Annotated in this window: 22 protein-coding genes and 1 pseudogene; 14 read left to right on the plus strand and 9 right to left on the minus strand. The window is 59.9% G+C overall.

Going from position 1 to position 22,636, the window contains the following annotated elements:
• Positions 1–1,462: IS66 family transposase (gene tnpC, locus ACPYOP_RS05195; RefSeq protein WP_481409327.1), on the plus strand; the 1,462-nt coding region annotated here is incomplete at its 5' end.
• A 127-nt stretch (positions 1,463–1,589) separates the two neighbouring features.
• Here tnpC and ACPYOP_RS05200 read toward each other — a convergent pair.
• Both ACPYOP_RS05200 and ACPYOP_RS05205 read right to left on the minus strand, forming a co-directional pair.
• Positions 1,590–2,699 carry a C45 family autoproteolytic acyltransferase/hydolase gene (locus tag ACPYOP_RS05200; protein ID WP_481409328.1) on the minus strand — a complete coding sequence of 370 codons (1,110 nt, stop codon included), beginning with the start codon at positions 2,697–2,699 and terminating at the stop codon, positions 1,590–1,592.
• Position 2,700: 1 nt separating this feature from the next.
• Positions 2,701–3,816, minus strand: coding sequence for a DmpA family aminopeptidase (locus ACPYOP_RS05205; protein ID WP_481409329.1), 1,116 nt, complete (start codon positions 3,814–3,816; stop codon positions 2,701–2,703).
• 116 nt (positions 3,817–3,932) lie between these two features.
• Here ACPYOP_RS05205 and ACPYOP_RS05210 point away from each other — a divergent pair, with 116 nt between their 5' ends.
• The 11 genes and pseudogenes from ACPYOP_RS05210 (at position 3,933) to ACPYOP_RS05260 (ending at position 15,684) form a co-directional block, all read left to right on the plus strand.
• Complete coding sequence (locus tag ACPYOP_RS05210) at positions 3,933–5,450, plus strand: ABC transporter substrate-binding protein (RefSeq protein WP_481409330.1); 1,518 nt, start codon at positions 3,933–3,935, stop codon at positions 5,448–5,450.
• Between the two features lie 48 nt (positions 5,451–5,498).
• Positions 5,499–6,437 carry an ABC transporter permease gene (locus tag ACPYOP_RS05215; RefSeq protein ID WP_481409331.1) on the plus strand — a complete coding sequence of 313 codons (939 nt, stop codon included), beginning with the start codon at positions 5,499–5,501 and terminating at the stop codon, positions 6,435–6,437.
• A complete protein-coding gene (locus ACPYOP_RS05220) occupies positions 6,437–7,270 on the plus strand; it encodes an ABC transporter permease (protein ID WP_481409332.1) in 834 nt (277 codons plus the stop codon). Before ACPYOP_RS05215 ends, ACPYOP_RS05220 begins: the two co-directional genes overlap by 1 nt.
• 2 nt (positions 7,271–7,272) lie before the next feature.
• Positions 7,273–8,913 (plus strand): dipeptide ABC transporter ATP-binding protein, encoded by a 1,641-nt coding sequence (locus tag ACPYOP_RS05225; RefSeq protein ID WP_481409333.1) that lies wholly within the window; start codon positions 7,273–7,275, stop codon positions 8,911–8,913.
• The gene (locus ACPYOP_RS05230) at positions 8,906–9,802 is read left to right on the plus strand and encodes a MurR/RpiR family transcriptional regulator (RefSeq protein ID WP_481409334.1); all 897 of its coding nucleotides are present in this window, start codon (positions 8,906–8,908) and stop codon (positions 9,800–9,802) included. Before ACPYOP_RS05225 ends, ACPYOP_RS05230 begins: the two co-directional genes overlap by 8 nt.
• Before the next feature lie 75 nt (positions 9,803–9,877).
• Positions 9,878–10,132, plus strand: a pseudogene (locus ACPYOP_RS05235) (IS6 family transposase); the annotation flags it as partial.
• A gap of 266 nt (positions 10,133–10,398) precedes the next feature.
• Positions 10,399–11,418, plus strand: a complete 1,020-nt coding sequence (locus tag ACPYOP_RS05240) for a helix-turn-helix domain-containing protein (protein ID WP_481409335.1) — start codon at positions 10,399–10,401, stop codon at positions 11,416–11,418.
• 87 nt (positions 11,419–11,505) lie between these two features.
• The gene (locus tag ACPYOP_RS05245) at positions 11,506–12,633 is read left to right on the plus strand and encodes an efflux RND transporter periplasmic adaptor subunit (protein ID WP_481409336.1); all 1,128 of its coding nucleotides are present in this window, start codon (positions 11,506–11,508) and stop codon (positions 12,631–12,633) included.
• Positions 12,630–13,340, plus strand: a complete 711-nt coding sequence (locus ACPYOP_RS05250; protein WP_481409337.1) for an ABC transporter ATP-binding protein — start codon at positions 12,630–12,632, stop codon at positions 13,338–13,340. The genes ACPYOP_RS05245 and ACPYOP_RS05250 overlap by 4 nt, the downstream gene beginning before the upstream one ends.
• Positions 13,337–14,479, plus strand: a complete 1,143-nt coding sequence (locus ACPYOP_RS05255; RefSeq protein ID WP_481409338.1) for an ABC transporter permease — start codon at positions 13,337–13,339, stop codon at positions 14,477–14,479. Before ACPYOP_RS05250 ends, ACPYOP_RS05255 begins: the two co-directional genes overlap by 4 nt.
• Before the next feature lie 5 nt (positions 14,480–14,484).
• The gene (locus ACPYOP_RS05260) at positions 14,485–15,684 is read left to right on the plus strand and encodes an ABC transporter permease (protein ID WP_481409339.1); all 1,200 of its coding nucleotides are present in this window, start codon (positions 14,485–14,487) and stop codon (positions 15,682–15,684) included.
• Between the two features lie 36 nt (positions 15,685–15,720).
• On the opposite strand, the gene ACPYOP_RS05265 is transcribed toward ACPYOP_RS05260, so the two are convergent.
• On the minus strand, positions 15,721–16,044 hold the full coding sequence (locus ACPYOP_RS05265) for a hypothetical protein (RefSeq protein ID WP_481409340.1): 324 nt from the start codon (positions 16,042–16,044) through the stop codon (positions 15,721–15,723).
• 408 nt (positions 16,045–16,452) lie between these two features.
• Here ACPYOP_RS05265 and ACPYOP_RS05270 point away from each other — a divergent pair, with 408 nt between their 5' ends.
• Entirely contained in the window at positions 16,453–16,941 is a 489-nt protein-coding gene (locus tag ACPYOP_RS05270; protein ID WP_481409341.1) for a hypothetical protein, read from the plus strand.
• Here the strand turns inward: ACPYOP_RS05270 and ACPYOP_RS05275 are convergent.
• Both ACPYOP_RS05275 and ACPYOP_RS05280 read right to left on the minus strand, forming a co-directional pair.
• Positions 16,935–17,579 (minus strand): response regulator, encoded by a 645-nt coding sequence (locus ACPYOP_RS05275; protein ID WP_481409342.1) that lies wholly within the window; start codon positions 17,577–17,579, stop codon positions 16,935–16,937. The genes ACPYOP_RS05270 and ACPYOP_RS05275 overlap by 7 nt on opposite strands.
• Positions 17,576–19,009 (minus strand): sensor histidine kinase, encoded by a 1,434-nt coding sequence (locus ACPYOP_RS05280; protein WP_481409343.1) that lies wholly within the window; start codon positions 19,007–19,009, stop codon positions 17,576–17,578. Before ACPYOP_RS05280 ends, ACPYOP_RS05275 begins: the two co-directional genes overlap by 4 nt.
• A 278-nt stretch (positions 19,010–19,287) precedes the next feature.
• Between ACPYOP_RS05280 and ACPYOP_RS05285 the strand changes: the two genes are divergently transcribed.
• Positions 19,288–19,971, plus strand: coding sequence for a hypothetical protein (locus ACPYOP_RS05285; protein WP_481409344.1), 684 nt, complete (start codon positions 19,288–19,290; stop codon positions 19,969–19,971).
• Positions 19,972–20,035: 64 nt separating this feature from the next.
• Here ACPYOP_RS05285 and ACPYOP_RS05290 read toward each other — a convergent pair whose 3' ends face one another.
• The 4 genes from ACPYOP_RS05290 to ACPYOP_RS05305 form a co-directional block, all read right to left on the minus strand.
• On the minus strand, positions 20,036–20,269 hold the full coding sequence (locus tag ACPYOP_RS05290; RefSeq protein ID WP_481409345.1) for a hypothetical protein: 234 nt from the start codon (positions 20,267–20,269) through the stop codon (positions 20,036–20,038).
• Positions 20,266–20,664, minus strand: coding sequence for a DUF1236 domain-containing protein (locus ACPYOP_RS05295; protein WP_481409346.1), 399 nt, complete (start codon positions 20,662–20,664; stop codon positions 20,266–20,268). Before ACPYOP_RS05295 ends, ACPYOP_RS05290 begins: the two co-directional genes overlap by 4 nt.
• Before the next feature lie 196 nt (positions 20,665–20,860).
• Positions 20,861–21,331 carry a cyclophilin-like fold protein gene (locus tag ACPYOP_RS05300; protein WP_481409347.1) on the minus strand — a complete coding sequence of 157 codons (471 nt, stop codon included), beginning with the start codon at positions 21,329–21,331 and terminating at the stop codon, positions 20,861–20,863.
• A 1-nt stretch (position 21,332) separates the two neighbouring features.
• The gene (locus ACPYOP_RS05305; protein WP_481409502.1) at positions 21,333–22,577 is read right to left on the minus strand and encodes an MFS transporter; all 1,245 of its coding nucleotides are present in this window, start codon (positions 22,575–22,577) and stop codon (positions 21,333–21,335) included.
• Positions 22,578–22,636 lie beyond the last annotated feature (59 nt).

The raw sequence follows: 22,636 nt of genomic DNA on the forward strand, positions 1-22,636 counted from the left end.
GCATCGTTTTGCGCCGCGCAGCGAAAAGCATATGGATCGCGTCTTCAATGAAGCCGAGAACGCCGCTCTTAAGGCGGATGCTGATGAGGGCTTGGCCGATTGTGAAGAGATAGACGCCACGGAGCTTCCCAAGACGGGATTGCCAGAGGTGGAAACGCCCGAAGGCCGCAAGCGCGGGCGTAAACCTCTTCCGGCAAATTTGCCACGCCAACGCGTTGAATATGACCTTGCCGACGATCAGAAGACCTGCCCGTGCTGCCGCCATCCGTTGCATCGCATGGGCGAACTCGTCACCGAGCAGCTTCATATCGAGGTGAAGGCCACGGTGCTGCAGAATGCTCGGGCCAAGTACGCTTGCCGCAACTGCGAGCGCACCGATATCCGTACGCCCGTTATCATCGCGCCGATGCCAGCACAGCCCTTGCCGGGCAGTATTGCCACGGCCTCGACACTGGCCTTCGCGCTCGTTCACAAATATGTCGATGGCACACCACTCTATCGTCTCGCACAGGCGTTCGAGCGCGCCGGCGTCCCTGTGAGCCGTGGCGCTCTTGGCCATTGGGTGATCAGATCCAGCGAGAAGCACCTCGTTCGCATCTACGATGCTCTGAAGCAGCGGCTCTTGTCGCAGAGCGTCATTCACGGTGACGAGACCACGGTGCAGGTGCTGAAGGAAAAAGACAGGAAGGCAACCGACGAGTCCTACATCTGGGCCTATCGCAGTGGGCAGGACAGCCTAGAGCCGGTTGTGCTGCTCGAATATCAGCCCGGTCGCGGGCAGGTGCATCCGCAGACTTTCCTTGGTGACTATCGCGGCATCCTGATGAGCGACGGCTATCAGGCTTGGCGAACCCTGAAGGGCGCAACGCATGTCGGGTGTATGGCTCACGCCAGGCGACGCTTCGTCAACGCCTTCAAGGCCGGGAAGAAACAAAGCGGGCCGCCCGCGCAGGCATTGAAGTTCTTCGACCAGCTCTATCGGATTGAAAGGCAGGTGCGGGACGAAAAGCCCGACGACGGCGAAACGCAGGCCGATTGCATCCGGCGCTTGCGCCAGAAGCATAGCGTTCCAGTCCTTGATGCCCTGAAGGAGTGGCTCGACAGTATGGCCTCCAAGGTCGTGCCCGTCACCAAGCTCGGCGATGCGATCTCCTATACGCGCAACCAATGGCAATATCTGACGCGCTATACCGAAGACGGCAGGATGCCGATCGACAACAATTTACTCGAACGCGATATCAGAGTTTTTGCCACCGGCAGGAAATCGTGGCTATTCAGCGACACCACTGACGGAGCCAAGGCAAGCGCCGTCACCTACAGCCTTATGCTGACCTGTCGCGCCTGTGGCGTCGAGCCATTCGCCTGGTTGCGACACATCTTCACTGAACTGCCGCAGCGTCCAGACGGCGCCGACATCAACGACCTCTTACCATTCAACTTCGCAAAAACCGCACCTGCCTGATCAAGGCCCATCGGCAAAAGACGATCACCCTCATGGCGCCCGCGTCAACGCGCAGGGAAATGCGCGCTTACCCACAACCCACCGATCAGCCGGCAGACGGGGCGCGGACGTGGCATCGCGACATCGGTCAATCGAACAACATCTCCCGCCAGGTGCCCTGGCTTGGCGAGCCGCCACTGATCCAGAAGCGGATGGTGTCGCCGATCTCGTAGGCGACGCCGCCAATCGTCATCAGTTGCGTCGGTCTCGTCTCCCGGTTGCGCGCTATCGAAATGGTTCCGTTCTCGCGTCGGCTGGCAAGGGCGGATTTGAGAGTTTCGGTTGGCTGGTCGGCCGGGCGACCGTCAAACTCGGCCTGGAGGTTTTCGAGCCGTGCCCTCGAATTCTCGCTCGACACGGCACCCGGCCTGAGGTCGCTGCTTGCCAGAGGATGGTTGGTGTGAAGGATCCGCCCGTCTCCTGCCGGGATTTCCGTCGCCCCGGCGGCGGAGCATTCAAAGGCGCGCACCGTCCGGGCGTCGCCGATGAGATAGTTCTGACCGGATGCATGCGGAAGCTCGGAAAGAAAGCGCACGGCATCGGTGAGGGTTTTCCTCGCCAGCAGACCGCGCATGACGAAGGCGACGGGCAGACCGTCCAACCGGGGGCGCAGGCCGGAAAGTGTGTTGACGCAAACGCCCAGCCCGTGGCCGGATACACCCATCAGCCCGATCATGCCGGCGGATGTGAAGACCAGAGTCTGCAGGCCATCGCGGTCCCTGAGGCGCAGTAGCGCCTGCGCGCCGTCGTGCCAGGCGGGCAGGTCCATCGTCTGCCCCATCACCGTGGCATTCCCATTGGCGGGCGCGACTGCCGCGCTGCTGCAATGGCCGTCATGCGTCGCCCGGCCGAACCACCATTCCTCGTCCATGAGTTGCAGTGCATAGGCGGTCTCCGCGTCGATCCCAGCGCCTTCCGCGATGCCCAGGACCTCCTCCATCAAGTCAGGCGTATAGCTTGCGATCGCCGCTCGGAATCGGGTTTCTTTCAGGAGGCGTTCGAGGAAAGGCGTGGGGACCTCACCGTATTCCGTTTCGATGGCTGCCTGCCAGCGCTCAATCTTGTCGCGGATGACCTCGCGCAGGCTTTCCCCATGCGCTCGGCCGCGTCCACGCGGATCGGTCGATCCGCATTCGACGACCGGCAGCCGTTCCGTGATCATCGCCGGCCCCATCGTCGCGTTCGCCTGACTCTCCATTTCACGCCATCCTTCCGTATTGCGCCAGAACTTCGACCAGCGCCTCTGGATCGATCGCCCGGCATATCTTCCCTGCCGGCTTCAGCGTTTCCATGTCTTCGGCTGCCAGCATGGCATTGACGATCGCCTCGTCGACCGCCCTGACCGTCGCCAGATAGACCGGATCGAACCATTCGTCAGGGATGCACTCCATGCGACGGGGCGCACTCGCGAACTCGTCGCGTGTCATCGCGTTGGCGGTGCTGAAGGCCAGGAACATGTCACCGGAGTTATTGCCGCCCGGCGTGCCGTTGCGACCGATACCGATCGAACCGCGTTGTGCGACGCGCTCAAGCTGATGTGGTAACATCGGGATATCCGTTGCGATCACGACGATGATAGAGCCTTGCTCGGCAGAATACAGCCGGTCGGCGGTGAGATGGCGCCCAACGGGTACACCGAGGACGGTGAACCAGTCGCGCAGGCCGTGGTTTGCCTGAACCAGGACGCCGACCGTGTAGTCTTTGTCGTTCAACCGGACGATTTGCGATGCGGTTCCGGTGCCCCCCTTGAATTCGTAGGCGACCATGCCGGTTCCGCCGCCGACATTGCCCTCCGCGATCCGGCCGCTTACGGCTGTTTCGATCGCTGCCTGCGCGTGGTGGGGGCGAACGTGCAGGCCGTTGATGTCGTTCAGCGCGCCATCATAGGTTTCGCCGACGACCGGCAACGCCCAGACGTGCTTCTCCGAGTAGTCTTCCGCGTAATGGTCGATCATCCAAGAGGTTACGCCTTCATGAACCGCGCCGATACTATGCGTGTTGGTGATGCAGATAGGCCCATAAAAGTGACCGGCGTGCTTGACCCATTGGACGCCGGTCACCTCCCCGTTGCCGTTCAGCGCATGGAACCCGGCCCAAATCGGCCTCATGGTCTTGTCTCTCCCGCGCGGAAGGATCGCCGTTACGCCGGTGCGAACAGGTCCGCGACCCTGCTGCAGAGATCCATGGCCTTCTATGATCGTTGAATAGCCGACCAGGACGCCCGGCACGTCGGTGATCGCGTTGAAATTTCCCGTCTGGCCCTCGAAGGCGAGTCCCAGTTCGCGAGCACGCAGTTTTTCCCCTGAATGGCGCATCTCGACTCCCGATTTGATATTTATATATCTTATATTGACAAGCATGTTATAAATACATCAAATCACGAATGGAAGGGGCGACAAGTTCCTTTCTACAAAAAAATGGGAGAACAGAGATGCATTGGTACCGGACCGCCGCCGCAGGTATGGCGATGGCACTTTCCTTTCTCGCAACGTCCCCAGCCGCACTCGGCCAGGACCTCATTCGCATCGGTTCGCCCTATGCGACGAGCACTCTTGATCCGATGCGCTCGGCCGCGGCGGGTAACATCGAAACATTCGGGCAGCTCTATTCGCGGCTGCTGCGCCGCGGCGCCAACGGGCAGCTCGAGCCAGGCCTTGCCGAATCCTGGAGCGTTTCCGCCGATGGTACGGTCGTGACGATGAAGCTCCGGGACGCGAAATTTTCCGATGGCAGCCCGATCGCGGCCGCAGATGTGGTCTTCAGCCTCTTACGCGTGCGGGACGACAAAGAGTCGGCCTATTCAGCGCCGCTCCAGCAATTGAAGGAGGTACGTGCGGATGGCGACACGACGGTTGTGCTGACACTGAAGCACCCCTTTGCACCGTTCCTTGGCAATCTCGAGGTCTTCAATGCCGGCATCGTTTCGAAGGCCGATGTCGAAAAACGTGGAAAGGATGCCTTTACTACTACTCCCGTGACCTCCGGCCCCTACGTGGTCAGCGCGTGGCACCCCAACGACCGGCTAATCCTGAAGCGCAATCCGAACTACTGGCGCGTGGGGTATCCGAAGAACGACGGCGCGGAGTTGATCGAGATTCCCGATGCTAACACGCGTGTCTCGATGATGTTGTCGGGCGAGTTGGACGCTGCGCGCGACGTTCCCTGGTCGCGTGTGTCCGAAGTGCAGGCACGCAAGGGGCTCACGCTGCCGCTGGAGCCGTCGACGGTGATCTACATGACGCTCTTGAACGAAGGGAAACCACCATTCGATGACGTCAAGGTCCGTCAGGCGGCGGCCCATGCCCTGGATGCAGCCGCCACTACCAAGGCAATGACGCTCGGACATGCCAAGCCGGCGACAACGACGCTGCCCGGCGCCCTGGACTACCATGTCGCGAACTACCCCGGCATCGCCTATGATCCGGCGAAGGCGCGGGCGCTGCTGGCGGAGTCAGGCTATAAGGGCGAGGAGCTTGTCTTGCTGGCAGACGCGTCCGGCGAGGACGAAAAGCTCGCCGTGCTGATCCAGGCGCAATGGGCTGCCGTCGGCATCAAGTCCAAGATTGAGAAGGTCGATCGCGGCGTCTGGTGGGAACGCATTCCGGCCGGCGACTACCACGCCGCGGCAAGCTGGTGGTACAACGAAACGCTCGACCCCGATCTCGCGGTCCGTTGGGCGCTTTGCGGCTCCTGCGGCACCAAGAGCTTCTACACCGGCTACGATAATCCGAAAGTGGACGAGCTGACGGAAGCCGCGGCGAGGGAACTCGTCAAAGACAAGCGCGCGGAACTCTACCGGCAGATACAGGAGATAACGACTACGGAAGTGTCGCAAATCCCGCTCTTCTACGCGTCTTACACCAACGCTTACAGCGATCGCATTAAAAGCCTCGGTATGAACCCGATGCTGCAATGGTCGCTTGAGGAAGCAGTGATCGCCGGCAAGTAAGGCCGCCTGCCGCAGCGCCGTCGTCCGAGAAAAGGTTCGAGGTTTCCAATGTCGTTCTTGTCCGCCCTCGGGCAACGTCTGCTCCAACTGATTCCGGTTCTGATCGGGATCAGTCTGGTGAGTTTCCTGCTGGTGCAACTTTCGCCCGGCGATCCGGTTCGGCTGCTGCTGGGAGACCGTGCGACCGAAGAAGCCGTCGCGCAGCTACGGGAGCAATACGGCCTCGATCAGCCGGTCGTCGTCCAGTACTTCACCTATCTGTCGCATGTGCTGCAGGGCGATCTCGGCCGTTCGATCCGTTACCAGACGCCGGTTGGGGGACTGATCCTCGACTTCCTGCCGGCGACACTTTTCCTGATCGCCTATGTCGTCGCTATCAGCGTCCCGGCAACGGTTCTGCTGGCAGTCGTTTCGGCGCGTTGCCGGGACCGCTGGCCCGATCATCTCATCCGCGCTCTTGCCATTCTCGGCATGACGGTCCCGGTCTTCTGGCTGGCACTGATGATGTCCCGCTTTTTTGGAGTCGAACTTGGTTGGTTTCCAGTGAGCGGCTACGGCGAAGGGTTCATGGAGCATCTCCATCACCTCTTCCTACCGGCAATCAGCACATCGACTTGGCTGGTGCCGTTGCTACTGCGCAGTTTGCGCGCGGCGTTGATCAATGAAACGGAATCCGACTATGTCACGGCGAGCCGCTCCAAGGGGCTGCGGGAAGGCTACATTTTCCGCCGCCACGTACTCGTCAACTCCGTTCTGCCGACACTCAATCTTCTCGGCGTGATGATCGCCTTCCTCATCGGCAGTTCCGTTGTCGTGGAGATTATCTATGCGGTGCCCGGGCTCGGTACGCTGATGGTCGGCGCAGTTCTCGGCCGCGACTACTACGTCATCCAGGGGCTGACCCTGTTCTACGCCGTCGCGTCGGTGATCGTGACGCTGACGATCGACATCCTTTCCACGACGATAGATCCCAGGGTGAAACTATGATGAGCCTCCTGTCTACAAGCACGCGCTATCACTTCGGGCCTGGAGCGATCGAGATCGCCGTGGGGACGATCATTATCCTTGCCTGGGTACTTCTCGCCCTCGCAGCGCCTCTGTTTTCCGGCACCGACCCCAATGCCATAGACCTCATCGGCCTGCTTCAGCCGCCGTCCGCTGATCATTTCTTCGGCACGGACCATCTCGGGCGCGACGTGTTCGCGCGCGTCCTCAATGCGGCCCGCATCGATATCTGGATGGGGGTAGCCGGCGTCATTCCGCCCCTTCTCATCGGCGCCATGATCGGCCTCATCGCTGGCTACTTCGGGGGGCTCACCGACGTCTTGATGATGCGGATCGTTGATATCACCGTGGCTTTCCCCTTCTTTGTCTTGGTGATCGCCATCGTCGGCATGCTTGGTCCAGGACTGTTCAACTATTTCGTGGCGCTGACGTTCGTCGGATGGGTGTCGTACGCACGACTGGTGCGAGCCGAGGTCCTGGTGCTGAAGAACAGGGAATTCGTGACGGCGGCGCAGGCGCTCGGCTACCGGCCGGCGATCGTCATGGCGCGCCATGTGCTGCCGAATACGTTCTCCAGTTTGCTGGTTTATGCAACGACCGATGCCGTTCTCGTGCTGCTTGCCGGCGCCAGTCTCGGGTTCCTTGGCCTCAGTGTCCAGCCGCCGACGCCGGAATGGGGCGCGATGATTGCCGACGGTCAGCCCTATGTCGTCGATGCCTGGTGGATTTGTTTCTTTCCAGGCCTCGCGGCGATGTCGCTCGGCTTCGGCTTCGTCCTGACCAGCGATGGACTGTCGAGGGTCTTGGGACGATGAACATGATGACGACACAGCCCAAGCGGTGCCTCCTCGAGGTTGAAAATCTTTCAGTTGCCTTCGGCAACATGCCTGTCGTCAAGAATATCTCGTTCAGCCTCGAGGAAGGCGAGATATTGGGGCTGGTCGGCGAAAGCGGGTCCGGCAAATCCGTCACCTGCCGGTCGCTGCTCGGTCTCTTGCCCCGCGGTGCCGTTGTCAGCGGACGGATAAATTTCGACGGCAAGGGTCTACTGACGCTTTCCGGCGAGGAGCTGCGAGCGATCCGCGGGCGTGATATCTCGATGGTGTTCCAGAATCCGTCGTCGCATCTCGATCCGCTGATGACATTGGGTGGACATGTGATGGAACCGCTGCGTCACCATTTCGGCCAGGCGCGGAACAAGGCGCGACAGAATGCAATCGACGTGCTGCGCTCGGTACAGATCAACGAACCCGAACGCCGAGTCGATGCCTATCCGCACGAACTTTCCGGCGGCATGAAGCAGCGCGGCATGATCGGCAGCGCGACCGCCTGCCGGCCGCGCCTGCTTCTCGCAGACGAGCCGACCACAGCCCTGGACGTGACGGTGCAGGCACGCATTATCGAGCTGTTGCGCGAGCTCAACCGCGCCCATGGCTTGAGCATCGTCTTCGTCTCTCATGATCTGGCCGTGATCGCGGAACTCTGCCATCGCATGGTTGTGATGCGCAACGGCGAGATCATGGAGCAGGGGCTGGCATGCGAGGTTCTCCGTTCGCCGAAGCATGCATATACGAAGCTTCTGATCGACTCTCAGCCATCGTCGCTTGCGCTTCCACCGACCACGCAGAATTGCCAGCGCAAGGCCCCACTTATCGAAGTTGAGCAGTTGTCTATCACTTATTCCAAGCCTGGCGGCCTGGGGATGCGAAGGAATGCCGTACCTGCCTTGCAGGATGTGAGCCTGATAGTTGACGACGGCGAATGCCTGGGGATAGTCGGCGAAAGCGGTTCGGGCAAGAGCACCATAGCGCGAGCTATCATGCGATTGGTGGAGCCGTCATGTGGCGAAATCCGCTTCCGCGGCAGGAATATCGCCGACTTTAAGGGCCGGGATCTCGCGAAGTACCGTTGCAAGGTTCAGATGGTGTTCCAGAATCCCTTCGACTCGCTCAATCCCCGCATACGGGTCATCGACGCCGTTGCCGAGCCGATGATCCGCCACGGCCTTGCGACGCGCGGCGAAGCGCTCGTGCGCGCCCGCGTGTTGATGCGCCAGGTCGAGCTGCCGCCGGAGTTCGCCGATCGAAAGCCACGACAACTCTCTGGTGGGCAGTGCCAACGGGTCGGCATCGCGCGTGCGCTCGCGCTTGATCCGGAGGTGCTGATCGCTGACGAAATAACATCGGCGCTGGATGTGACGATCCAGGCGCAGATCCTTAAGCTACTGCAGCGTCTGCGCAGCGAGCGGCACCTGACAGTCATCTATATTTCCCATGACCTCTCGGTGGTGCGGAAGTTCTGCGACCGCATAGCCGTCTTCCGCGCCGCGAAACTGGTCGAGTTCGGCAACGCGGAAACGGTTCTCCATCAGCCACAAGACAGCTATACCAAGCTTTTGTTGGAATCGGCGCCACGCCTCGAGCGGGTGCTGGAACGAGCCGGAGCATCCGATGAATGACACGGTCGACACTGAAGAAACCCTGTCGCGGCTGGAGCAGGTCCTAAGGGAAGGTGACGCTTCTCTTACCCGCTCCGGCCGGATTGTGGCGGCCTACCTGCGCGATAATCTGCAGAATATTCCCTATGAGACCGGCGCGGCGATTGCAGCGCAGGCCGGCGTCAGCGAGATGAGCGTCATCCGCTTTATCCGCGGCCTCGGCTATGCAAGCCTCAAGGAACTGAAGGACGCGCTGAAACCGGCCGAAAGCGGCAATAGTCGCGCGCTCGATGATACGCTGGAGCGCTTTCACGTCCAGCACGGCGAAGTCGGGGAACTGGAAACCAGCCTCGAACTTGAGCTGCGCGCCATCACCGATGCCTATCTGCTGACCACACTTGAACGATGGCACGCGGCGGTCGAGCTGTTAACGCGATGCAAGACCGTGTATGTCGTCGGCTTCCAAGCCTCCAAGGGGCTGGCGCTCGATTTCGCGAGCCGCCTCAAGTACGCCCGTGGCGGAGTTCGATTTTCGGAGGGCAGTACAGGCGTCTACTCCGAGATTCTCGAGAGCGATCCGCAGGAGAGTTGCGTGTTCCTTGTGGATACAGCCTCTTATGCACGGAAAGGCTTGCTGCTTTCCGAGCGCGTCCGTGACCTCAAGATTCCACTGATCATCGTCACCGACCGCTTCTCGAACTGGGCCTATGAGTACACGGAGCTCGTACTTCAGGGCTCGACGCATGTCAGAACCTTCTGGGATTCAGCCGCCAGTCTGTCGGTCATTCTGAACTTGCTGATCAATTCGGTGGCGGGAAGATTGGGCGACACCGCCCGCGCGCGGTTCGAAATGATGCAAGACCTCGGCCAGCACTTCAACGAGTTCGAGATGCCGCCCGAGCGCGAATGATGAGTTTCCGTGGCTCTGTTGCAAGAATCGCATTGATGTCCGAAAGGGCGCCGAAGATTTTCAACAAGACTTTCAATGAACGATTTCAAGTGGCGCCATTTTGAGGGCGAGATTATCTTTTGGGCGGTGCGATGGTATTGCCGCTACGACGTCAGCTACCGTGATCTCGAGCAAATGATGGGCTAACGGGGCGTACCAGTCGATCATTCCGCGATTTATCGCCGGGCTCAGAAGTACGCGCCTGAGATCGAAAAGCGGCTGTGCTGGCACTGGCGTCGGCCACAATCAACGAGCTGGCGCGTCGATGAAACCTATGTGAAGATCCGCGGCCCATCCAGATCGAGGTTTCCGTAAGGATCACTAAACCAATCTCCAAACTGAGCGTCTGGAGCAATGACCGTTCCCGACGCTATCAGCGCCCGCAAGGATTCGCTGATGGCCTCCAGATTGGTGTAGTGGGGGCGGTCGCGCTTGACCGGTAGCAGGCGTCAATTTATGGCAATGACATGGTACTGAAACGTGATCGAGGTCGTGCGAAGCGACAGTTGCTGGCATGGTTTCATTCTATTGTTTTCAAGCCGCCGTGGGTGACTGTCATGCTTTTTATTCCATTTCCCTTCGCCGTCGCCATCGTGCTGCTCGTGCTGTTTGCCATGGTGGCCGGGCGAGATGACGAACGGCCGGCCAATGTCCCGTTTCTGGCGCTGATCCTGGTCAGCGCTTTTCAGTCCGTGCTGTCGGGATTGCGATGGGGTTACGGGGTCCAGGCCGTCATGTATGTGGCCCCGTTGATCGCTGCGACCATGCCGCCGCTGGTCTATGCGGGCGTGTTTCAGTTGGTCAGGAAGAGTGCGCGACCGCCTTTCCTGCGCGTCGGTATTCATTGTCTGCCTACGGTTCTTGTTCTGATGTCGATGATCGTTTGGCGCGACGCGATCGACGTTGTCCTTGTTCTTATCTTCATCGGTTATACCATCGCCATATTGCGGCTGATGCGGCCGGGAATGGACGCGCTTCGCCTTGCCGCCTTCGACGAAGCCAGGCCTGCCTATTATGCGATTCTGTTTGCGGCTGCCTCACTGCTGCTTTCCGCGGCGCTTGATACGATCGTGGCCTTCGATTTGATATGGACCCATGGCCGCTACGCGCCGACGCTCATTGTCGGTGGGAACCTGGTGGCGCTTATCATCTTGTCTGCCGCCGCGGCGGCCGCCAGCCGCAGTGGCGCGGCAAGGGAGGCGCCTGAGATCGCCGAGGTCCCGAAAGCGGACGCGGGAGATATCGAGACGATGGCTGCCGTTCAAGCGCTGATGTCGGACAGACGGCTTTACGAAGATCACGATCTGACCTTGAACAGACTGGCGCGCAAGGCCGGCCTGTCGGCGCGGCAGATTTCCGAGGCGATCAACCGGGCCACCGGAAAAAACGTCTCGCAATATGTCAATGAATTTCGCGTTGCCGCCGCCTGCAAGCTGCTGACCGAAACCGAAAAGTCGGTCATCGAGATCATGTATGCGGTCGGCTTTCAGACGAAATCCAATTTCAATCGCGAGTTCCGGCGCGTGACCGAAGTCACGCCGTTGGAGTGGCGGAAGAAGACCTTGGCAGCCGCATAGGAGGGGCAAAAGTACCAAATCGCGATCGAGTACGATCTGAAACGCGTTTGAGGTCGAATTTCCTCCCGTCCCGTTCATGTTGGCGGCATGAACACGATCACTGAAGACAATCGCAAACTCGCCGAAACGCTCAGGTCGCTTTCTCTTGAGCCTTCGTTCCAATCCGTGGGGCAGCCGATCAGGAAAAGTCGGCGGCTTGTCGTCCTGAGTATCCTGCTTGCGCTCGGCGCCGGCGCGATCGCGGTCACTATCTTCTGGCCCGATATTGCGCCTCGGTTCACAAGAATATTGCGGCAGAAGCCGGAAATCGCTCTTGCTCCAAACGTTGCGCAGACGAGCGGCCAAGCAAACAAGGCGACTGCGGGCGCCAAGGCATCAACGCCCGCTCTCAATCCGCCTCAATTGGCGGCTGTGCCTGAGATAACCGGTTCCGGCTACGTCGTTGCTCCCAGTATCGTGACCGTCTTTTCCAAATATGAGGGAGAGATCGCATCGGTCGGCGTGGGCGTCGGCGATCGCGTCGAAGCCGGTCAGGTTCTTGTTAAGATTGACGATATCAGCGCTGACTTCTCGCTTGAGCAGGTCAAGGCGGACAGCGACGCAGCCAAGCTTGTCCTCGACGGAAAGATCCTGGAACTGAAGCAGGCGCTCAGCTCGCTGGAGCGTAACGAGGCGCTTTCCTCAAGAAACGCGGTCTCAACGCAAACCGTCGAGGAAGCGCGAACGGCGAGAGATACCGCCCTCAATGCCGTCGATCAGGCCCGCCAAGCTTACGCCAAAGCGCAACTCGGCGTGAAGATCGCTCAGGAGCATGTCGACGCGCTGATCGTGAAAGCTCCGATCTCGGGCACGGTGACCCGGCTCGATGCCCATATCGGCGGCCGTGTCCTGGCCCGGATAGACAGCATCAAGGAAAATGAAAGCCTGCTGACGATCACCGATACCGGGAGCCTCGTGATCGACGCTGATATTGCCGAAACCAATATCGGCGCGCTTCGGCCGGGCCTTCGCGGCGAAGCCGTCCTCGACGGTTTTCCCGACAAGCCTTTTATCATCGAGATCTTGCAGCTTTGGCCGACCGCTTCACGCGAGAAAGGCACGATTACCCTGCGCCTTGCGCTTCTCAATCCGCCCGAGGGCATCATGCCGAACATGGCCGCCCGCATTCGTATTTCGACCGTTCCAGCACAACAGCCAGGAGGCACGCTTCAATGACCTCTTCGACAAGCAAAGAGCCCTATATCGCGCTCACCGGCGTCAGAAAGGGATACAGGATCGGGACCGAGACCGTCCCCATCTTTGCCAATCTTGACCTGCAGATCGCGCAGGGCGAATTCGTCGCCATCATGGGGCCTTCCGGGTCCGGAAAATCGACCCTTCTCAATATGCTGTCGGGCATAGATAGGCCGGATCAAGGCCGATTGCGCATCGGGGTCAGCAATCTCGATCAGATGGGCGAGTCGGCTCGCTCCTCCTGGCGCGCCCACAATATGGGGATCGTCTTCCAGTTCTATAATCTCCTGCCGATGCTGAACGCCGCCGAGAATATCGAGCTGCCGCTTTTCTTGAAGCCGCTTTCGTCGAGGGAGCGCCGGGTCCGCGTCGACAAGGTCTTGGATTTGGTCGGGCTTGCCGGCCGCCAGAAGCAATATCCAAAGCTGATGTCGGGCGGACAGCAGCAGCGCGTCGGCATCGCGCGGGCGATCGTCGCGGATCCGGCGTTGCTGCTCTGCGACGAGCCCACGGGCGATCTCGATCGCCGATCGGCCGACGAGGTGTTGGACATGCTGCGCTTCTTAAACCGTGAGCTGGGCAAGACCATCATCATGGTCACCCACGATCCGCAAGCCGCAAGCTATGCCAGCCGAACGTTGCATCTCGACAAGGGTCAGTTCGTCGAGGAGGGGAGGGCAGACGCATGACGTTCCTCGATCTCGTGCGAAAAAGCGCCTGGCGAAAGCCGTTGCGCACAATATTGCTGATGGTCAGCGTTGCCGCGGCCTTTCTCATTTACGGTCTGACGACGAGCTTCGTCGATGGTAGCCAGGGTTCGTCGGCGGCCAGCGACGATATTCTCGGCGTCATGAGCGCGGCCGGCCGCACCCAGCCGCTGCCGATCTCCTACCTGAACCGAATTGCGGGCGAACCGGATGTGGCAGTGGTCGGCTACATGTCGCGCCTACGGGGATTTGCGACAGTCGAGAAGAACATCATTGCCGTGAGCGCGACTGAGCCTCAACGTCTTTTGAGTGCGAACGGCAAGGAGCTCGGGCTGACGCCGGGTCTGGTTGCAGCACTCGGCAAGGACCGCAGCAGGGTCCTCGTCGGCCGAGCACTTGCCGAGGCGCAAAGGTGGGCTGTCGGCCAGACGGTCACAGTCACCAGTTTCGATACGGCAAAGCAGGACGGCAGCCGCGACTGGCCCTTCGAAATCGCCGGAATCTTCGAGGGCGAAAACGCCTCCACCGACACCTATTTCGTGATCGCGCAATATGACTATGTCAATGCGCTGCGCGCCCGCAACAAGGACACGGTCGACGCCTTCATCGTCAGGCCGCAGCCGGGCGTATCGGCCGGAGAGCTCGCCTCCAAGATCAATCAGCTGTTCGCCAATTCGGCCGCACCGACGCAGACCAGATCGGAAAAGCAGTTCCTCGAAGCCTTCCTGCGCCAATATGCCGATATCGGCCTGATCGTGAACATGGTGGTCGGAGCAGCCTTCGTCACGCTGCTGATGATCGTCGGCAACACCATGGTCTTTGCCGTTCGCGAGCGCACCTTCGAGATCGGTGTCCTGAAAACCCTGGGTTTTTCCGAGTCATGGATCATGGCGCTCATCCTAGGCGAAACGCTCTTCATATTCCTGGTCGGCGGGACCATGGGACTGGTGCTTGCGCTGCTTGCAACGAAGATCACCGGCCCCGCAATCGGCCTGGTCTTTTCCAACGTCATTTTTGCAAAAGCTCTGGCAATGATCGCTCTGCTTGCGCTTGTAACCGGAGCCCTTCCGGCCCTGAACGCGCTCAGGATCCCGATCATTTCCGCGTTCAGAACGAGGTAGATTCCATGTCTTCCAATGCCAGGCAAGCATTCGTCATGATCAGGGCAAACCTGTTCAGCCTGCCGCGACGCATCTCCATCTCCGCCTCCATGGTGATCTCCGTGGCGCTGGTCGTCTGTGTTCTCACAGGCTTTCTGGCCATGGCGAGAGGTTTCGAGATCGCTCTGCAAAGCGCCGGCTCGAATTCGGTGGCAGTCATCCTGGGCGGAGGCACCAATCAGGAGGCTGGTTCGGACGTTCCCGCCTCGGTCATCCGCACGCTTGGTGCGATGACTGGCGATATCGGCATCACACGGGATACCAAGGGCATGCCGATCTTCTCGCGCGAAATCGTCGTCGCCGTCGATTCCAAGCCGGGCAACGCTGGGACCGAGCAGACTTTGGCCTTACGGGGTATGGACGCAAGCGGTTCGTCGGTCCGTGACAATATAACCCTGTCGGCCGGGCGCCTATTTGCAGCGGGTACGCGCGAGATCGTCGTCGGAGACCGCCTCGCGCGGCAGTTTGGATTTTCGATCGGCAGCACGGTGCGGCTCGGTACGGTCGACTGGACGGTGGTTGGTCTGTTCTCCGCGCAAGGCAGTGCGTTCGAATCCGAAATCTGGGCCGATCTCGACGCGGTGCGGCCGGCCTTCGATCGCCAGGGACAAGTGCAAAGCCTTCGCATGCGCCTTGCCGATCCCGCCTCGCTGCCACGGCTGCAAGATAGGCTCAAGGCCATCAAGACCACGCCGCTACGCGCCGTCGTCGAAGCCGAGCTTTACGCCGCTCAGTCGGCGCGCACGGCAAGCCTGATCCGCTTGTTCGGATGGCCGCTTGCGCTTCTGATGGCGGTCGGCGCGACCGCAGGTGCGCTCAACACGATGATGAATTCCGTCTCCGACCGCACCGTCGAGATCGCAACTGTCCGGGCTCTCGGCTTCAGCCGCATTTCGGCTTTTCTTGCGACATGGGTGGAGGCAATCGTGCTTGCTGCCCTTGGTGTGGCGGTCGGGCTGCTGGTATCGTGGCTCGCCTTCAATGGTTGGCAGGCAAGCACCGTCGGTGCTAATGGCGCGCGCATGGCCTTCCAGCTTTCCGTAACCGGCGATGTCATGGCAACGGCCGGTCTGCTCGGATTGGCAATTGGCATTCTGGGCGGCGCCTTGCCCGCGACCGTTGCAAGCAGGTTCCCTCTGACCGCAGCCTTGCGATCACGCGGATAGGGCCTTGGCGTGACATGGCCTAAAGTGACGAAAATTTCAGGCGGCTTGATCGCAGTTGCTCTTCATGTCCCGGTTCGAGCAATATTCGAGTTCGATCTCGAGCAGCCTTGTCGCCTGGGCAAGCGCATCTTCCGCTTCTGCGAACAACAGCGACTTATCGCCCATCCTGGCCTCGCCATATTTTTGGGCGCGCAGCAAGACGAGCTCGGCCAGATCGAGGCATTCGGGCGTCGGTTCGACGAGGTTCAGGCAATAGCGTAGATTGATGGCAACCTGGATGGCGAATTCGGAGGCCGAGAAGCCCAGTATTGCGCCCGGCGGGGCTGCACGGGCCAGAAATATCCTCCAATGTTGGGTCATAATACTCTCCCATCGGACGGATCGCGAAGATGCTGCCGCATCGCGCGTGCCAATTTTTTCAGAGACGTTATTAGGATCTCGACCACCGCGTCTGCGTCGGCAAGGCCCCGGTGCCCGCAGTCATATCGGCCGGAGAAAATCGCTTTCAATAATGCAATCATGCAATTGGGCTTCAGTCCGTCTTCGTCTCCGACGTTGGTCTGACGCCATGTCGGCAAAAGGTCCCGGGCGCGATTTCTGAAGTCCAAGCCGGGCTTTGCTCGCGTGATAAAACTTGACCCCTCGCGGTGTTGCGACGATCTGATATGGAGATCGGAACTTGCCAGTCGGCGATTAAGGGTGGCGCTTTGGTGCCGGGAACGATGACCGCCCGTCGCTGGAACGACTTCAAGCCTCAGGAGGCTACAGGTGTCATTGCGTCGAAAGCTTATTGCTGCCTTGCCATGCTTGTTGCTGACCTTCGTCAGCACCGTGCTCCCCTACACCGTCAAAATTCACGGTGGTTCCGCGACATTTGCGCAGCAGATGGCGGAGGCCAAGGGAGGGAACGGCAATGGCGGTGGTAACGGTGGCGGCAATGGCGGCGGTAACGGCAACGGCGGAGGCAATGGAAACGGTGGCGGCAACAGCGGCAATGGAGGCGGTAACGGTAACGGCAATGGGAAAGGAAACGACAAGGGCCAGTCGTCCAGCACCAAGAGCGCGACGCAAAGTCAGGTCGATGCCGATCAGTCTACCGACACCGGCAACGGCTCGATGACCGTTCGCCACAAGGATGGCATGAGTGAAAAGATACAGAGCGGACGCTATGTGATGCAGGATTCAAAGGGCCGCACGATCGTCAACCGAAACGCGACGGTTGCAGACGAGCAGCGGCTCAAGTCCTTCCTTCATTGACGGCGCCTTTCAAGCTCATCCCGGAATGCCATCGCCGCTTCCGTTCTATTGCTCACCTCAAGCTTGGTGAAGATCTGGGTCATGTGATGCTTGATGGTTTTTTCATGTAAGTCGAGCTTCAGGCCGATATGCTTGTTGCTCAATCCGGCGGACGCCAATTCCAGCACCTCCCGTTCCCGATCCGTCAGCGCGTTGAAGGGATTTATTTGCGTGCTCGATCCGGTTTCCGAAATCAGGCGCGCCGATAGTGTCGGCGCGACATAGCTGTCGCCGGCGGCGATGCCGCGAATGATATCGGCGAGCATCCTGGACCCAACGCCTTTCAGCACATAGCCCTTCGCACCGCCCTTAAGCGCCGCCATCACGTCATCGCTTGCCTCGGAGACCGTCAGCATCACGATCTTCTGATCGGGTATCCGTTCGAGTATGATTGGGATAGCCTCCAACCCTCCTCCTGGCATCGAGATGTCGAGCAGCAGGATGTCCGGCCGGCATTCCACCGCGATCCGCAGTGCGTCCTCCTTGCTGCTTCCTTCGCCGACGACGCTAAATCCATCCATTTCAGTCAGACTTCGGATGACACCTTCCCTGAAGAGCGGGTGATCATCGATGACTGCCAAGCTGATTGCAGCTGTCATGCCTGTTCCATTTCCTCGATGTTCAAAGACATTCGAACGGTTGTTCCCCGGTTCGATGATAAAAGCTGAAACGTGCCGCCAAGGCTCTCGACCCGATCCCTGAGGCCAGCAAGGCCCAGTTTTTGCGGACCGACATCTTTCGGATCAAATCCCGGCCCTTCATCGGCGACCTCGATCACGACCTGGCCGCCTTCCAGGGATTGCACGACCTTTTGTCCGATCCCGCCGGCATGGCGATAGCCGTTGTTCAAGGCTTCCTGGACGAAGCGATAGACGCAGATCTTTGCGGAGGTGGAAAGGTCTTCCGGTATCGCGCCCGCAAAGAGCGCGACGGTGACGCCGGTGCGCCGCTCATGCGCGCGGATTGCGCGCCTCAAGAGATCGGTCAGATTATCGGTCTCGATATGCGGCAGCATCAACCCGCTGCAGATGCCCCTGATTTCCGTCATCGCATCGTCGAGGCTGGCTTTGATGGTGCGCAGCGATGCCTCGCGGTCATCCGGCGCGGTGGCGGGGCTTGTCAGAGTCTGGCTGTCCAGACGCAGGGAGGCATAAGCGATCAATTGGGCGGGACCGTCATGCAGGTCGGCGCCAATCCGGCGCAAATAGCTCTCGTTGAGCGCGGCCGAACGCTGCGTCGCGCGCTGAACGCGCGCGCGCAATGCCTCGTTCTGCAGAAGAAGCGCCGACAGCTCGCCGATACGGCCATTGAGCGCCTTGCGCTGATTGTCGATGGTGCGGCTGCCGCGCAGGACGATGATCGACAGAAGGGCAAAGAATGTCAGCGTAAACAAGGCGACCGCGAGCCAGCTCAACAGCCGGGCTTGCGTCAGGCTCCCTTCGAAGTCGTTGGCGACCTCGTAAAACTCGGAAACGGCGACGACCTTGCCCGACCAGGGCTGCAGCACCGGATTGTAGATTTCCAGCAGCGGTTTGCCGCTATTGCGCTCGGCAACGCTTTCCACATCGTCGATCCGATTGAATTTAGCGACCATTTGGCCGGAAAAAGCGGTTCTGAGGCTGTCTGATAGCGGAAACTGCTTGCCGGAAAGATTTTTGTTATTGGAGTAGAGGACGGTCCCGTCGCTGCGCCACAAACGGAACGAAAACAGCCGCGTCCCAAGCGCGCCCTGGCCGAGTGTCTCGTCAAGGGCCCGTGTTACCGTGTCATCGAGAGCCTGGGTGGTTTGCATATCGGGTAGAAGCGGGGCGATGACGCTGTCGACGTAAAGGGCCGTCGTCGCCGCGGAATTACGCGTCACAGCGTTTTCAATCAGGCTGGCAACGAAGTAACCGACGACGAGCATCGCGCAGATCGCCACGAAGCCGCCGGCGAGCAGAAACTGTCTGGCCAAGGATTGAGAGTTCCAGCGTTCGATCAGACCTGCCAGAGATAGCTTGTGTTTACGATTTGCTCGCAGAACCGGCATGGTCAGCACTGATCTCCCAACCTCTATAGCTATCCCAGCTGGATCAAGTGTCAACCATTGCCCCGTCCGCACCGGCCGGATGGTTACCTGAGGATGGTATGACCTATCCGGCCCACGCAATCTAAGGGACCAACGGGCGGGATCAATCAGACCATGGTCCTAATACCCAAGGCATAGGTCCGAGCGGTGTAGAAACGCGGGAATTCGGCAATATTGTAGTGCGCATTGATTTGCTGGCCGCTGCCCCAGGCGACGGACATTTTGTGAAGGAAATGCGCATGAAAATCGGTTCTATCATCGGTACGGCAAGCCTCAGCCTGGTGTTGGCCGTCGCTCCCATGGGAGGAACTGCCGTCGGCTTCATACAGACGGCATTCGCAAAGGGCGGAAATGGCGGCGGCAATGGAAATGGTGGCGGAAATGGCAACGGCAATGGCGGCAGCCATGGGCAGGGGAAATCCGATCACGCAAAGTCCGGTGACGACGATGCCAGCGGCACGTCCGCGAATACGGCCACGGCGCAGGGCACCTCATCCTCCTTGTTGGCGCATCATCCCGATAAGCACTCCAATTCCCGTAGCGCAACGTCCCATAGCGCAAGCGCGAAGGCACATGTCTCGAAGCCTGGCCAAGGCAGCCTGAGTTCGCTCAAGAGAGATTACCACGCCTACCTGAATTCGAAGGATCCCAAGATGGCGGCGCTCTCGGCCTATGTGAAAGCATATGCAGAGTTCGAAATGCAATATGGAACGACGGCCGTGCCGACGGATCCTGCGCTTAGCGACAGCGCCTTGCGTTCGGCACTGGCGCAGCTGTCGAACAAACCGGTGACGGACCAGACCTTTGCCGAGGCAAAGAGCATTCTTGGAGCCGGAACGAATACGGGGAAAATCGCGGAAGTTCGCGACGCGCTGGAAAGGCAATCCACGGCCCCTCAAAGCGATACAGGGATCGACGACTGAAGCGCTGCAATAACGGCTTTGCGGCGTAAGCATATCGACTGCCGCGTCTGTATCGACAGGTCCCTCAGGTCAACATTTTGAGGGGTTCATGTAGCGGACGCCATTTCATAGCCGGTCCGCCCACCGGCTCTATCGCCGGGTCGAGCTTTCCACCCGGACGCTGCTCGATCCGGCGATAGGCAATTTTCTGCCTGGTATAGGCGATGATGCATAGCTGGTCGTTTACCAGGTTGGGTGCCACACGGGCAAAGCCTTGAGATAGGCTGGAGAGCGTGTTTCCGCTCTCCACTTTGGTCACTCAAGAATCTGGATGACCTTGCGCGATGATGGTTCAATGATCACGCGTTCGTGGTTGACCACGGCGTAAGCATATTTCGGGTTGCTTGGAACGGTTCGTACGACCACCGTAGACGGCAAGGGCTGGCCGACGACTACGCGTTCGCGCACAACCATTCCATCGTCGGGCAGAGGCTGTTCGCGGACATAGGTAACCACCTTCTGTGGCGGCGGATCGATGGCGGTGCCGACGATGGCGCCTGCTACACCGCCTACGGCAGCTCCGACAGGCCCGCCGACTATGGCACCGGTTGCCGCGCCACCTGCCGCGCCCGTGACGGTCGACGACTGGGCGAAGGCGCATCCGGCGGCCAGGCCGAGCGAGAGTGCCGCTATGCTAAGTAATTTCGTTTTCATCAGAATCTCCTTTCACCTCTTATTCGTCCGTCATTGACGGAGCTGTTGGTAAAACAGGACCTGATTGCAATCTGTTCCTTTCCTTGGGCTTCAGTCGATTGAATTGAGACGTAGGTCACAGGCGTATTAGGGCCAAAGTCTCGGCAGCGTGGACCCGTGCTTATTTGAAGCTCCATTGAGGTGCGGTCCTTGTCGTTCATGGGGTCCGTTCGATCCGCAGCGGAAATTCTCCGCGAACGAGGAGGGGTTCGAAACCAGCCTCGAACCGGCCCAGCCGGATCAGTCCGGCCGAATAACGATAGCTGCCGTAGAACAGCGCAAGATTGCCCCAAGGAGCGAAATAGCAGAGATCTCCGGCTCGTTCGTTGCCGAAGGGGCCACTTCCAGCCTCAGTCAGTTTTCGCGGCAGGTAGCCGATCTTTTCGTTGTTCGCGTAGTTGTCGATCGTCAGCTCGAGCGGCAGCATGGATGCGAAATCTGCCGCCGATGGATTTTCATAAAGGCTTGCGATCATGATCTGGTCGTTGAATGTGAAACGTACCTTCATGTCAGTGGTCTCCTGACTTGCCGGGGTGCTGCCATTCTGTCCGTTGGTAATGCCGGGGCGAATGATGGTTGCGATTGCACCACCAAGAACCGAGCGGCGAGAGAGTGGCCCAGCCTTCATGTCAAAGCCTGGTTGCCGAGCGCCATGCGACGATAGCAAAGAGCGAGGAACTAAAAAGCAGCGCTGCGGCAAAGGCAAAGGTTACCCACCAGCCCGCGGCATCGAAGAGTGCGCCGCCAGCCGATGCGCCGATGGTGATGGCAAGCTGGATGGTTGCGACCTGCAGGCCGCCTCCGGCCTCCGCGTCATCCGACATATATCTGCTCAGCCAGGTGCCCCATCCAACCGGAGCTGCCGTGCCGAAGAAACCCCAGCCCATCAGAAGCAAGGCGGTAATCGAGGACAACGTGCCGAACAGGACGAGCCCGATGGCAATGATCGCCATGACGAAGGGGATTGCGGCGAGGATGCTGAACAGCCGTATGCGTAGCAAATGGCTGACGGCGTAAGTTCCGGCCACGCCGGCAAGGCCCATCAGTAGGAGAAGGAGCGATAGTGTGGAGACGGAGACATCGGTGACGGTCTCTATAAACGGCCGCAGATAGGTGAAGAGGGCGAACTGGCCCATGAAGAGCAGCATGACCGAGGCCATGCCAAGAGCGACCTGTGGCCGGGCGAGCAGACGAAATACGTTCGGCGCCAGCTCCTTTCCTCGCGAGGGAAGGGGCGGCAGGGTGATCCATTGCCAGACGAGAGCAAGCAATGCCAGTGGCACGACCGCGAAAAAGGTGCCGCGCCAGCCTATGTAATTGCCCAGCAGGCTGCCCAGGGGAGCAGAAATCGTGGCTGCAACGGCATTTCCCGCGTTGAGCATGGCCAGGCCCTTCGGCACCGATTCCTCGGGCATAAGACGCATGACGATGGCTGTCGACATCGACCAGAAGCCCCCGATTGCCACCCCAAGCAGGGCGCGTCCCATCATGAGGACAGCATAATTGGGCGCCAGCGTTACGATAATACCCGACAGGATGAGGACGGCGGAGAAGCATATGACCACGAGCCGGCGGTCGATGCCCCGCGTGATATTTGAAATGAAGAGGCTCGTCAGCACCGCGAAGACGCCCGAGATCGATATGGCCTGTCCCGTCCGGCCCTCCGTCACGCCGAGATCGCCGGCGATCGGCGAAAGCAGGCTGACCGGCAGGAATTCGGAGGCGATGAGGACGGCGACGCAAAGAGCCATCGACAGCACGGCGCCCCATGCGGCGGGACGCCTCTCCGGGATTGCTGGCGGTAAGGATCGGGAGCTGTCATGCGGGTCGGCGATGTCGCCGTCCAATGGTTGTGCGAGTGATTGCTGTGTCATGACCGTAAGATAGATGCCGCGCATTCCTATGATTAGTCATTGCAATTCGCTTGGACTTA

This window comes from Rhizobium sp. KNZ2-6A (assembly GCF_056755475.1).

Excerpts from the sequence above, each read along its gene's own strand:
- ACPYOP_RS05200 (WP_481409328.1), bottom strand. The coding sequence starts at position 2,699 with ATGGAGAGTCAGGCGAACGCGACGATGGGGCCGGCGATGATCACGGAA.
- ACPYOP_RS05205 (WP_481409329.1), bottom strand. The coding sequence starts at position 3,816 with ATGCGCCATTCAGGGGAAAAACTGCGTGCTCGCGAACTGGGACTCGCC.
- ACPYOP_RS05210 (WP_481409330.1), top strand. The coding sequence starts at position 3,933 with ATGCATTGGTACCGGACCGCCGCCGCAGGTATGGCGATGGCACTTTCC.
- ACPYOP_RS05215 (WP_481409331.1), top strand. The coding sequence starts at position 5,499 with ATGTCGTTCTTGTCCGCCCTCGGGCAACGTCTGCTCCAACTGATTCCG.
- ACPYOP_RS05220 (WP_481409332.1), top strand. The coding sequence starts at position 6,437 with ATGAGCCTCCTGTCTACAAGCACGCGCTATCACTTCGGGCCTGGAGCG.
- ACPYOP_RS05225 (WP_481409333.1), top strand. The coding sequence starts at position 7,273 with ATGATGACGACACAGCCCAAGCGGTGCCTCCTCGAGGTTGAAAATCTT.
- ACPYOP_RS05230 (WP_481409334.1), top strand. The coding sequence starts at position 8,906 with ATGAATGACACGGTCGACACTGAAGAAACCCTGTCGCGGCTGGAGCAG.
- ACPYOP_RS05240 (WP_481409335.1), top strand. The coding sequence starts at position 10,399 with ATGCTTTTTATTCCATTTCCCTTCGCCGTCGCCATCGTGCTGCTCGTG.
- ACPYOP_RS05245 (WP_481409336.1), top strand. The coding sequence starts at position 11,506 with ATGAACACGATCACTGAAGACAATCGCAAACTCGCCGAAACGCTCAGG.
- ACPYOP_RS05250 (WP_481409337.1), top strand. The coding sequence starts at position 12,630 with ATGACCTCTTCGACAAGCAAAGAGCCCTATATCGCGCTCACCGGCGTC.
- ACPYOP_RS05255 (WP_481409338.1), top strand. The coding sequence starts at position 13,337 with ATGACGTTCCTCGATCTCGTGCGAAAAAGCGCCTGGCGAAAGCCGTTG.
- ACPYOP_RS05260 (WP_481409339.1), top strand. The coding sequence starts at position 14,485 with ATGTCTTCCAATGCCAGGCAAGCATTCGTCATGATCAGGGCAAACCTG.
- ACPYOP_RS05265 (WP_481409340.1), bottom strand. The coding sequence starts at position 16,044 with ATGACCCAACATTGGAGGATATTTCTGGCCCGTGCAGCCCCGCCGGGC.
- ACPYOP_RS05275 (WP_481409342.1), bottom strand. The coding sequence starts at position 17,579 with ATGACAGCTGCAATCAGCTTGGCAGTCATCGATGATCACCCGCTCTTC.
- ACPYOP_RS05280 (WP_481409343.1), bottom strand. The coding sequence starts at position 19,009 with ATGCCGGTTCTGCGAGCAAATCGTAAACACAAGCTATCTCTGGCAGGT.
- ACPYOP_RS05285 (WP_481409344.1), top strand. The coding sequence starts at position 19,288 with ATGAAAATCGGTTCTATCATCGGTACGGCAAGCCTCAGCCTGGTGTTG.
- ACPYOP_RS05295 (WP_481409346.1), bottom strand. The coding sequence starts at position 20,664 with ATGAAAACGAAATTACTTAGCATAGCGGCACTCTCGCTCGGCCTGGCC.
- ACPYOP_RS05300 (WP_481409347.1), bottom strand. The coding sequence starts at position 21,331 with ATGAAGGCTGGGCCACTCTCTCGCCGCTCGGTTCTTGGTGGTGCAATC.
- ACPYOP_RS05305 (WP_481409502.1), bottom strand. The coding sequence starts at position 22,577 with ATGACACAGCAATCACTCGCACAACCATTGGACGGCGACATCGCCGAC.